This window comes from Succiniclasticum ruminis DSM 9236, from assembly GCF_900112895.1.
Lineage (GTDB): Bacteria > Bacillota > Negativicutes > Acidaminococcales > Acidaminococcaceae > Succiniclasticum > Succiniclasticum ruminis.
The window spans coordinates 1-11811 of the sequence record NZ_FONL01000032.1; the positions used below are offsets into that span (position 1 = coordinate 1).

Below are 11811 nucleotides of genomic sequence, written 5' to 3' on the forward strand. Positions count from 1 at the left end.
ATTTCTACACCTTTCCATTTGCACAAATCTTTAAGAATCGTTCTGATATCCAAACGCAATTGGTTATAAATGATTTTTCTTCTGTATTTTGGTGTAAATACAATGTGATATTTGCATACCCACTTGGTATGTGCTAAACTATTTGCCATAGGGCAACATCCTTTCTTGTTTTAGTGACGGCTTGAACACTATCATTATACAAGAAGGATGTTGCCCTTTTGCTTAAGCATTAATCCCACCTGCGTAGCAGGTGGTTTTTGAGCCAAATCCCCTTGAGGGATTCGGCTCCCAAGCTAAAGCCATAATAAAAGAGGGCAACCGGAAAGGCTGCCCTCTTTTTTCGTTTTGTTGAATTCATATGATACTGTTATTTAAACGGATTTGCCAGCAATCCGACCTTCTTTTTAACCTTTGCGAGAGTCCGGTCAGAAATGCGCTGTGCCACCGCTGCTCCTGCTCTATACGTTTCTTCCAGGTAAGCTTTATCGTTCATCAGGCGGGCAAAGTTTTCACGCACAGGGCGCAGTTCTTCGGAAACCGCTTCCCCTACCGCCAGCTTGAAATCACCGTAACCCTTGCCGTTGAATTCATCCTCAATCTGCTCATAGGTTTTCCCTGTCACCACGGAATAAATGGTCATCAGGTTGTTGATACCATCCTTGCCTTCTCTGAACATGACCTTGGCTTCACTGTCCGTAACCGCGCTGCGGAATTTGCGGATAATGGTATCGTGGTCGTCCAGAATGGAAATGAAGGCTTTCGGATTGGTGTCTGACTTGGACATTTTCTTTGCCGGTTCCTGCAGGGACATAATCTTGGCACCTTCCGGAGGCAGATAGGCTTCCGGAAGTTTAAAGGTATTGCCATACAGATTGTTGAAGCGCTGGGCCACGTTACGGGTGAATTCCAGATGCTGGGTCTGGTCGGCGCCTACAGGCACATAGTCCGCCTGGTACAGCAGGATATCTGCCGCCATCAGGGACGGATAGGTGAACAGGCCCGCGTTGATATTATCCGCATGCTTGGCAGATTTATCCTTGAACTGGGTCATGCGGGACAACTCACCGAAAAGGGAGTTGCAGGCCAGGATCCAGCCAAGTTCAGCGTGGTTGTGCACATGGCTCTGGATGAACATAAGGCTCTTCTGCGGGTCAATGCCGCAGGCCAGCAACAGTGCAAACGCTTCCAGGCTCTGTTTACGCAGCTTCGCCGCTTCCTGCCGCACGGTTAACGAATGCAGGTCTGCAATAAAATACGCACACTGATAATCTTCCTGTAACTGCTGCCAGTTGCGCACCGCGCCGATATAATTTCCCAGCGTAAATATGCCGGTAGGCTGAATACCGCTGAGGATGATTTTCTTCTTTTCCGATTTCTGAACTTCCGGTTTGTTATCTTCAGTCAAGTTAGAACACTCCTATTCCTAAACTATTATAGTAAGTATTATATATAAAATTAAGGGGATTGACAACAAGCATTGCAAAAAAATCAATATAATAGTATGATGAGATAGATATCTGTCTGTGTTTAAAAGCAGTTAAATATAAACAGCGACTTGTAAAAATCGCTTCATTATTCTTTATGATAGACCAAGGAAAGAAGAAACGCCATGCAGCAAAACAGAAATCTTGGATTTATGGCAGCGGTAGGCTGCTACGTCCTCTGGGGCATCCTTCCCCTGTACTGGCATTTAATGGCAGAGGCGGAGGCCAATGAAATACTGTGCCACCGTATCCTCTGGTCAGTCGTGTTTATGCTGATCGTCCTTGTAGTAACCCGGCGCTGGAAAGTTCTGAAAAAAGACTGCCGCGAACTATGGCACAACAAAAAACGCGGCGCCATGCTGGTGGCTGCCGCTGTGATTATCAGCCTGAACTGGCTTACCTATATCTGGGCCGTCAATCATAATCATGTCATCGATACCAGTATCGGCTATTACATCAACCCGTTAGTCAATGTTCTTTTCGGCGTGGCAATTTTCGGCGAAACCCTCTCCGCGCCAAAAAAACTCAGCATCGCACTGGCTGCTGTCGGCATTTTCCTGATGACCTGGCAGATTGGTAAACTGCCATGGGTTTCTGTAGCGCTGGCTCTGACCTTTGGCAGCTACGGCGCCCTGAAAAAAAAGCTAAAGCTGGATCCCTTTACCAGCATTACGTTAGAAACGCTGCTTCTCTTCCCCTTTGCTTTTTATTATGTAGCAAACCTCACGGCAACCGGAGCTGCCCACTTCGGCCCGGGAACCCCGGCCCTCAGTCTGCTCCTGGCTGGGTGCGGTATTGCCACCGCAGTTCCGCTTATCCTGTTTTCCTATGGGGCGAACCTTCTGCCGTTAAATGTGCTGGGTTTCTTCCAGTACATCAGCCCTTCGATGACCTTGCTTTTGGGGATTTTCTTTTTTAACGAGCCCTTTGGCGCAACACAACTTTTCACGTTCGGTTTTATCTGGCTGGCCCTGCTGGTCTTCACGGTTTCCGAATGGAAAGCAGCTCATGCCTGACTGCTTTCGTACTTTCGCCAGAAAATCTGTTGAGAATAATCCTGTAAATAAAACGCTGGTTACATATATCTGCACGCATATCTGCAGGTACATGAGCCAGCGTTTTACTATTTTATTCTTTCTCTGCCAAAACCGGAAGCGTGTCACCTCCATAGGGCATGATGTTGATCGTATAGTCCGTTTTACCCTGCTCTTTCAGTTTGGCTTCCGCCAACTTCCATGCGTCCTGCAATGTGGCCGCCGGAGTCGCTCCCGTCTTTCTGGCATTGTCAAAATTCTCCGGCTCCGTTACCAGGATAATCGTAAAATGCCGTGCCAGACAGCACATATAAAACGCAACATAGAACGGAACCGTAAAGTCCGCCCGCACATCCAGTTCCATCTGCTTCAGGTCTGTATAGCGGAAACTTTCGAAAAAGGCGGGCGGCTCCGTCATATCCTGACAACGCAATACGGCAATCAGGATGCCGCCTTCTTTTAACGCGGCCGCCCCCGGCGCATAGCATTTCATTCCCTGATATAAACTGATATCCCTGGGATACCCGCCCCCTGAGACGATGACCACATCGCTCTTTTCTTTCAGGGGCACGCCCTGCAGTTTCATAACTTCTTTTGTTCCCTGCAGCCAGGCCTCATACCAGTGACCGGCCATAATTTTAAAGAAGTTTCCCTCTGCGTCCATGATGGCGTTGACCATGAAGCAGGGGTTCAAAAAGGAAGCAACTTCGCACATGTCTTCGCTGAGCCGGTTGCCGAAATGACGCATGATAGAAGTATCCGGATTTACCCCGCCGCCGATTTCATCCGTCAGGGCCAAATTATGGTTGTGATTGATGGACTCCGCGCCGGCGATACCGGGCAGCACGCTTTTCCGTCCGCCGCCGAAGCCGGCATAAATATGGGGAGAAAGTCCGCCGGTAAGGATGACCTTATCGGCAGCAGCAACCTGTTTGTTGATCCACACGGGCGTCCCCCGCTTTGTGGTTCCCAAATACACGCAGGCTTCCGTCGCCGGATTATGGTCGTACACCTTAATACGGTGGAACAGTTCGCTCCCTATAATCTCTTCTTTCTCTGCCGCCGAATTCAGCCGGTGCTTTCCGGTTGCAATGATGATACTGATATCTTCATCCGGCACACCGATTTGATTTAATCTGGCAACAAGAATCGGTAAAAACAAATCAAAACGGGCCCAGACGCGGGTAATATCACTGACGATCAACACAACTTTTTCGCCCGGTTTCACCAGTTGCTCCAGCATCGGCGTTCCAATGGGATGGGCAAGCGCTTCTTCCATCAGTTTCTCTACCGTCTGAGGTTTATCAATCACCGGCGGAAGTAACACCTGGGAAACATGTTCTTCCGGAAGATCAGCGAGCTGCTCACTTTTTCCGTAAGGAATCCTGTATTCCATAAAATAATCTTCCTTTCCTTTACTCCGTCAACACCGGCAACGTAACCGGCGCATGTCCCATCAGGGTAATGGTATAGTCTGTCCTGCCTTCCGCCGCCAGTTTTTCCTGCGCCAGCTTCCAGGCTTCCGCCACGGTTTCCACCGGAATTTGTCCGGTCCGGCGGACAAATTCAAAGTTTTCCTTACGGGTCACCAGATACACGGTATGGGCTTCAATGATGCAGCGGCTTTTATAAGCAACAAAGGCAGCCATATAAAAATTGTCCCGGACTTCCTGTTCCGTCTTCTGCAGGTCGCTCTTAATCAGCCAGTCCGTAAACACGGCCGGTTCCTTGATGTCCGGGCATTCCAGCATGATGATGGCAATGCCGCCGGGTTTGACTGCCACATCCACATTCATGTGGCTCTTGGTACCCTGATACAGGTTGATATCCTTGGGATAGCCGCCGCCGCTGGCAATGACCACGTCCGCCTGTTCATTAACAGGAATGCCGCTGATTTCCAGCAGATCCTTGCAGCCCTGATAAAAAGCGGTCTTCCAGTTGCCGGCCACCACTTCGTACAGACCGCCTTCACTGGTGAGAACCACGTTCAATAAAAAGTCCGGATTCACATACTCCACACATTCCATCAGGTCTTCATGGAAGGGGTTGCCTTCCAGTTTTGCCGTGGTCACATCGGGGTTGCATCCGTCTCCTGGTTTTTCCGCCAAAGCCAGCACATGGTTGCGGTTGATGGTCTCCAAACCCGCCACGCCGGGTACGATGGCTTTGCGCCCGCCTCCGAATCCGGCCATGGGGTGCAGGGTCACAGCGCCGGTGGCAATGATTCTATCCGCATTGGCCACGATTTTATTAATATAGACTTTATTCCCTCTGGAAGTCGTCCCCTTGTACACCAGATTCGATTTGTCCCGGCAGTCATGCTGGTGCACACGGAACCGTTTCACCATGGCTTCCCCCAACACCAGAATATCCTCTTCCGGGGTCTGGGCCCGGTGGGTTCCGGTAGCGATGACAATATCAATATCGCTGTCAGGAATGCCCTTGTCATTCAGTTCCTGCACAATCACCGGCAGAAACTGGTCTGTGTAGCACAGCCGGGTCTCGTCGCTTACGACAATGGCTATCTTCTCTCCCGGTTTCACAACGTCCGCCAGCGGCTTGCTGTCAATGGGGTTGCGGATTGCCTTTAATGCAGCGGCTGCAATATCTTTTTCCACCGCCACTTTTTTCCCGTGCAGGTCGTAAATGATATGCTCTTCCGGCAAATCTACCTTCTGCGTTCCTTTTCCATAAGCAAATTCATAGGTCTTCATACACCGAACTCCTCCCGAACGATTTGTTTTTCATTCGTAACAGTAATTTCTTACAAACTATAAGCCTGCCAGCATCCTTTGAAAACTATAACAGGTATTATACCATAAAAAGGGTTTCAATCTAAGTTTTGTATGATTTCGGAACACTTACCACCGGCTGCGCCCGTTCCAGAACTTCCGGCTGAACAGGATCAGCAAGGTATACATCTCAAGACGCCCCAGCAGCATGGCAAAGGCAAGCATGAGTTTTGCAGCGGAAGGCAGGGACGCAAAGTTGCCTGTAGCCCCTATGACAGGTCCAAAACCCGGGCCTACACTGCTGAGGCAGGCAAGGACGCCGGTCACCGCCGTTTTGACATCGACACCCGTAAAAGCAACCCCTATAGAGAGCAGAACGAAAAGGCCGATATATGTATAGAAAAAGGACAGCACCAGGGCAAACACGTTGTTGTCAATTCTATGCCCATTGTAAAGAATCGGCCTGGCTTCCTGGGGATGCAGCGCCTTTACCACACCTTCCTTCACGCCCCGTGCCAGAACGACAAACCTGGAAATCTTGATGCCGCCCGATGTAGACCCGGCACAGGCACCGGTAAAGTACAGCAACATCAGACAAAGCCTGGGAAATGCCGGCCATTGGTCAAAGTCCGCAGAGACATAGCCTGTAGTGGAAATAAAGGCTGCTACCTGAAAAAAAGCTTCCCGGAATCCCCTGAAGAGCGAAAAACCGTTAACTGTTAAAGATACCGTCACTACGGTTACCAATGTCAGGAACATAAACAAGTAACAGCGGAATTCGTCGTCTTTTAACAGAACCCCGGGTCCGTTACTTTTTACTCTAAAATACAGGGAAAAGTTTCCTCCGGCCAGAAACATGGCAAGAGTCAATACCGCTTCTACGCTTACGCTATTAAAATGAACAATACTGTCGTTATAAGTGGAGAATCCCCCGGTGCCTACCGCCGAAATAGCATGAACAACCGCGTCGTACAAATCCAGTCCGCACAACAGCAGCAGAATTACAGTACACCCTGTGATAAAGGCATATATCTGGAACAGGGCCAGCGCAGTCTGTTGCAGGCGCGGCAAAAGCCTTTCCCCCTCAAAGCCACTGCTTTCCGCATTAAAAAGATGGGCAGCTCCCCCGCTGATTCTGGGCAACAGTGCAATGAAGATAACGATAATCCCCAGTCCCCCGATCCAGTGCATCCAGACACGCCAGAACAGCAGGCTGCGGGGCCATATTTCAATATCTGTAAGAACGGTAGCCCCTGTCGTGGTAAGCCCGGACATGGCTTCAAAGAATGCATCCACCGGCCCCAGCATACCGGCTGCCAGAAACGGCACGGAAGCAAAGCAAACTGCCGTAATCCATGCGCAAACAACCGTTAAAATTCCTTCCCGGTTCGTTAGATTATATTGTTCAGTAATCTTCGTGCCCAGTTTCTGAAAAAGAAAGCCGACGGCAAAGGAGGCCATCATACAGACAGCAAAAATCTTTCCTCCGTCGTCCTGATAGCCAAACCCCAGAAACATGGGAACCGCAAAGACCACGCCCAGAAAATATAGAATTTTTCCAATTAAGTATAAAATAACTTTGCCGTTCAATGTTTTACCTCCAAAAAGCAAGGTAAACACTGATGAAATGGTTTTTTCACCAGCGGCTGTTCATATGCCAGAATTCTTTCCGCAGCATAACCAGAACAGTATAAATTTCCAAACGCCCGATCAGCATCGCAAGGGCCAGTACCATTTTACCGGCATCGGAAATATGAACAAACTCCCCTTCCATCCCAATACCACCAAAGGCCGCGCCGCAACTGCTGATACAGGCCATCACGCCGAAAATGGCTTCTGTCAGGGACACCCCGGTGGCAGCAAACAGAATGGAAAGAACCACAACACTGATTACATAGAGGAAAAAGAACCGGCTGATCGAAACCAGTACCGCAACAGTCAGCGGCTTGCCCTCAAACTTTACCGCAAACAGCATTTTAGGATGCAGCACCCGCTTCAGTTCTACTATGGTCATGCGTACCAGAACCACAAACCGCGCAATTTTGATGCCGCCCGCCGTAGAACCCGCACACCCTCCGGTAAAATACAAAAGCATGAGGGTCAGTTTGGCTACGGCCGGCCACTGTTCGTAATTGGTAGAAGCAAAGCCGGTGGTAGAAGAAAAAGACGCCACCATAAAAAAACTGTGACGCACGGCTTCAATAAATGTATCATCCGTCCCTGCATATACAGACAAGGTGATGAGACATGAGGTTGCCAGAATAAAATAAATAAAAATACGGAACTCTTCGTCTTCCCACAGCACATGCCATCCCCTGTAACGGACTTTGTAATACAGGGCAAAGTTGGCTCCTGCCAGTATCATAAAAACAAAAATAACCAACTCTATCAGCGGGTTATTATAATGTAAAAGACCGTTATCGTAGGTAGAAAAACCTGCGGTCGCCACGGTTGCCATGGCATGGTTGACCGCGTCAAACAAATCCATGCCGCAAACAAAAAGCAAAAACGCTTCCGCCAACGTCAGCGACGAATAAATCATAAAGAGTATCTGCGCAGTGGTACGCAGTCGCGGCAGCAGGCGGTCTTCATTAAATCCCGTCGCTTCTGCAACAAACAGATGAAAGGCCCCGCTGGCCATACGTGGCAGCAACGAGATAAAAATTACGATGATACCCAGACCACCCAGCCAGTGTGTAATACCACGCCAGAATAAAACGCTGCGGGGCAGCGCCTGCAGACTTTCAATGACGGTAACCCCGTTCGTCGTTACAGCAGACATCCCTTCGAAAAAGGAAGCGAACAAATCCAGCTCCCCGGTCATCCAGTATGGCATTCCCGCCAGCGCCGCACACAACACCCAGGAAAACGTCGCCGTGGCAACCCCTTCCCGGTTGGTTATCGTCTGCGAATATTTGTCAAACCGGGCATAATGGTTCAACAGATATCCGACAAAGTTGCAAATCAGAAAGCAGGTAAAAAAAACTTCGGAGCATCCGTCTTCCAGGTACAGGGACATTCCCCAGGGAATAAAGTAAACAGCACCCAGACAGAAAACCATACGGGCCATTAAATAAAATACGATGCGTATATCCAAGCCGACACCTCTTACCAGCCGCGTTTCTTCGCCCAGAAATCAGGGTGCAGGAACATTACAAAAGCAAATAATTCAATACGGCCCATAATCATCGTTACATACAAAATCAGATATCCAAAGCTGCTCAGCGCTTCAAACGTGGTACCTTCTCCCATAATCCCAAAAGCAGAACCTACGTTACTCAAAAATACCACAACGGTAGCCATGGATTCCAGCATATCACTGCCGGTAAGGGAATATAACATGGAAAGCGCGATAAATACTATAAAATACAAAAAGAAATACCGGCCTACTCCGATAATTGCCTGCGCTGGTACCGGGCGCCCGCTCATGGTAATCACACTGACCATACGGGGATGAAGGGTCCGTTTAATCTCCTGCCAGCATACTTTTAACAACACAACTACACGGGACACTTTTACCCCGCCGGAAGTGGAAGCAGAGCAACCGCCGATGATCGCTGCATAAAACAGCAGGAGGCGGCTGAACGCCGGCCAATGGCTGAAATCCTGTGTTGCCAGGCCGGCTGTACTCATGATGGATACTACCTGGAAAAACGCATAACGGATTGATTGGAAAAGATCGTAAAAATGGCTTCTCCAAAGATTATAGGCAACCAGCAGACTGATGCCGATAATGAGCCCGAAAAACCATCGCCGCTCTGTATCTTTCCAGAACACGTCCACACGTTTTTGAAGGATTCTGTAATATAAAATAAAATTACAGCTTCCTAAAATCATAAACAAAACCAGAAACAGTTCTAAAACAGGATTGTTACATTCCATCAGATATGTCCTGTAATGCAGATAGCCACTGGTAGAGATAGAAGTAGCTGCCAGTTTTACCGCCATTTCCGGTGGCTGTTGCAGCACAAGAAGGATACAGATCATCAGCAGCGTCAGCCCGAGATAAATTAAAATCAGGACGCGAACCGCCTCACGGATATGGGGCATGGTACGTTCCGCCGAATTCCCCTGCACTTCAGCAGAAAATAAGTTGGCCGCGCTGGAACCCAACTGGGGCATAATGACGGCAAAAATAATGATAGCTCCGATACCACCCAGCCACTGGCTGATATCATGCCATAACAAGAGGCTGGAAGGATATGGAGCACCTTCCAGGACAGAACTTACACCTGTTGTAGTCAACGCAGATGCGCTTTCAAATAACGCCTTGGGCACAGAAAAATCCCCCGAAGCAACATAGGGAACAGCACCTAAAATACTGGTATAAAGCCAGGATAATCCTAAAAATACGGCGCCGCCCCGGATCGATAACCGCATCTTGCGCTGGGAAACGGTCGTCCGTATCGCATATGCACCCAGGGCAAATCCTATAAAGATGGTACCCAAAAATGGCAAGACCATCTCTGGTTCCTGGTTCAGCGCACAGACAAGGGAAGGCAGCATTGCCGCTGCCATTGCCAGAGAAACAATTCCCATCATGCGCAAAACTAATCGTTCTTCCATCTGATTCTTATCTCACATTCTTTTAAAGTGCAATCATCCGACTATTTGAAGCCGGCTTTTAAAACAGCAGCCCTTTCAGGTTATTACTCGGAAATAGTTGGACCTTTTTTCCAAAATACCGTTATCAGGCATTTTTAGTTCCGGCAAACATATCCATAACGTCCTGGACTACTTCTGTCTGTGCAAAAACAATAACTCTGTCACCGGCATTCAGCATACTTTGGCCATTAGGAACTGATGCTTCTCCTGCATGAACGATACCGCAGACCAGACATTCCCGGGGCAGCCGCGCCCGAATCAGCGTCTTACCGTCCACCTTGCACCCGGGTTGTACATTCAGTTCCAAAGCTTCCGCTTTGGCCCCTTCCAAAAGAGCTACGGATACCAGACCGCCCTGACGGACAAACCGCATAACTTCAGCCGCGCTTAACAGACGCGCCGACAATGCAATATCTACACCGACCTTTGCCATAAGATCTACATATTCATTTCTGGCCACCCGGACTATAGTCTTCTTGGCGCCAAGGTGTTTTGCCAACAGCGCCAGCAACAGGTTCAGCTTGTCATCATCAGTCAGGCAGACTACGCAATCTGCCTCCGTTATACCCTCTTCCGTCAGCAGGTCAATATCCGTACCGTCACCACAGAGTACCAGACCGTTATTAAGCTGTTCCGACAAGATGCGGCAACGTTCCTTGTCTTTTTCAATGACTTTCACAAAAACGCCCTGTTTTTCCAGCATTTGCGCCAACATGCGGCCGGCGCGCCCCGCTCCGATCAGAAGCACCCGTTCCAGTTTTTCATAGCGGGATTCAAAGTTCACCTCAAACTCTTTAATGACTTCCTGGCTTCCCACAAAGTACACGTTATCACCGGGTTCCAGAATGTCATCGCCGTGGGGGATGATCATCCTGTGCTTCCGGAAAATCATAGCGATGAGGATGTTGCCGGGCAGCCTGACGTTTTTCAGCGGAACGCCCAGGAACTTAAAATCATTAGGCAGTCTTGCGCCAAACATGCGTACTTTTCCGTCGGCAAAGTCATCTACGTCCAATGCGGCCGGCGTCATCAGGATGTGACTGATTTCATTTGCAGTGATCCGCTCCGGATTCAGATTCAGATCCACACCCAGAGTTTTATTCAGCAACGCAGCATCACTGTCTGTATACTCTTCGTTCCGTACCCGGGCCACGGTATGTTTGGCGCCAAAAGCTTTGGCCATACGGCAGGCGACCAAATTTACCTCGTCGCTGTCGGTTACGGCAATAAATACATCTGCGTTACGCACTTCCGGCATATCCAGGACGTCAGGCGTACACCCGTTACCCTGAATGGTTAATACGTCAAGCGAATCTTTAACTACCTGACGGCGCTCATCATCCTGTTCGATTACAACAACATCATAAGAACCATCGGCCAGAAGCTTGGCAATGCTGTAACCCATTTTACCTGCACCAACTACAACAATACGCATAAAATCACCTGCTTATCAATTTAGTCGCAAAAAGTCCGGAAAAGACTAGTAAACATTTTGTAAACCGGATTTCTTATAAAATTATACAGCTATACATTGTAATTATACTACCAACAGACCTTAAAATAAAGATTTTTTTAGTATCTGACGGTTCCCACAGAAAAAGCCCCCGCACGCAATGTGCGGGGGCTTCCTTATAACCGGCAACAATCTATCCTCCCGGGCCGCTTCCAGCCAAGTACTTTCGACGCGTGAGAGCTTAACTGCTGTGTTCGGGATGGGAACAGGTGGGACCTCTCAGCCATCGTCACCGGATCGAACGTCTTCTCAGACCTTCAAAACTTTACAGAAGAAACTACTTACAAACTAACTCGTCCTCACTTACATTCTTTAAATCAAGCCCTCGACGGATTAGTACCGGTCCGCTCAATACATTGCTGCACTTACACTCCCGGCCTATCAACCTTGTCTTCTTCAAGGCGTCTTACTGGCTTACGCCATGAGAGATCTCATCTTGGGGT

Annotated in this window: 9 protein-coding genes and 2 rRNA genes; 1 reads left to right on the forward strand and 10 read right to left on the reverse strand. The window is 48.9% G+C overall.

What is annotated here, in order from left to right; translation table 11 throughout:
* Both BM159_RS11545 and trpS read right to left on the reverse strand, forming a co-directional pair.
* On the reverse strand, positions 1 to 149 hold a 149-nt coding region (locus BM159_RS11545), incomplete at its 3' end, for a transposase (RefSeq protein WP_177206036.1).
* 218 nt (positions 150 to 367) lie between these two features.
* Positions 368 to 1405, reverse strand: a complete 1038-nt coding sequence (trpS, locus tag BM159_RS11550) for a tryptophan--tRNA ligase (RefSeq protein WP_093914364.1) — start codon at positions 1403 to 1405, stop codon at positions 368 to 370.
* Positions 1406 to 1609: 204 nt separating this feature from the next.
* Between trpS and rarD the strand changes: the two genes are divergently transcribed.
* Entirely contained in the window at positions 1610 to 2500 is an 891-nt protein-coding gene (rarD, locus tag BM159_RS11555) for an EamA family transporter RarD (protein WP_093914365.1), read from the forward strand.
* A gap of 112 nt (positions 2501 to 2612) precedes the next feature.
* Here rarD and larAH10 (BM159_RS11560) read toward each other — a convergent pair whose 3' ends face one another.
* From larAH10 (BM159_RS11560) to BM159_RS11595, 8 genes are all read right to left on the reverse strand, one after another.
* Positions 2613 to 3914 (reverse strand): NPN-dependent 2-hydroxyacid racemase, LarAH10 family, encoded by a 1302-nt coding sequence (gene larAH10 / locus BM159_RS11560; protein WP_093914366.1) that lies wholly within the window; start codon positions 3912 to 3914, stop codon positions 2613 to 2615.
* 19 nt (positions 3915 to 3933) lie between these two features.
* Positions 3934 to 5232, reverse strand: a complete 1299-nt coding sequence (gene larAH10 / locus BM159_RS11565) for an NPN-dependent 2-hydroxyacid racemase, LarAH10 family (protein WP_093914367.1) — start codon at positions 5230 to 5232, stop codon at positions 3934 to 3936.
* A 147-nt stretch (positions 5233 to 5379) separates the two neighbouring features.
* Positions 5380 to 6840, reverse strand: coding sequence for a TrkH family potassium uptake protein (locus BM159_RS11570; protein ID WP_093914368.1), 1461 nt, complete (start codon positions 6838 to 6840; stop codon positions 5380 to 5382).
* Positions 6841 to 6886: 46 nt separating this feature from the next.
* Positions 6887 to 8347, reverse strand: coding sequence for a TrkH family potassium uptake protein (locus BM159_RS11575; protein WP_093914369.1), 1461 nt, complete (start codon positions 8345 to 8347; stop codon positions 6887 to 6889).
* Positions 8348 to 8358: 11 nt separating this feature from the next.
* Positions 8359 to 9816, reverse strand: a complete 1458-nt coding sequence (locus BM159_RS11580) for a TrkH family potassium uptake protein (protein ID WP_093914370.1) — start codon at positions 9814 to 9816, stop codon at positions 8359 to 8361.
* A 124-nt stretch (positions 9817 to 9940) separates the two neighbouring features.
* Positions 9941 to 11290: a Trk system potassium transporter TrkA gene (gene trkA / locus BM159_RS11585; protein ID WP_093914371.1), complete on the reverse strand. Its 1350-nt coding sequence runs from the start codon at positions 11288 to 11290 to the stop codon at positions 9941 to 9943.
* Positions 11291 to 11488: 198 nt separating this feature from the next.
* Positions 11489 to 11605: ribosomal RNA gene (rrf, locus tag BM159_RS11590) — 5S ribosomal RNA — on the reverse strand.
* Between the two features lie 76 nt (positions 11606 to 11681).
* Positions 11682 to 11811, reverse strand: a 23S ribosomal RNA gene (locus tag BM159_RS11595); the annotation flags it as partial.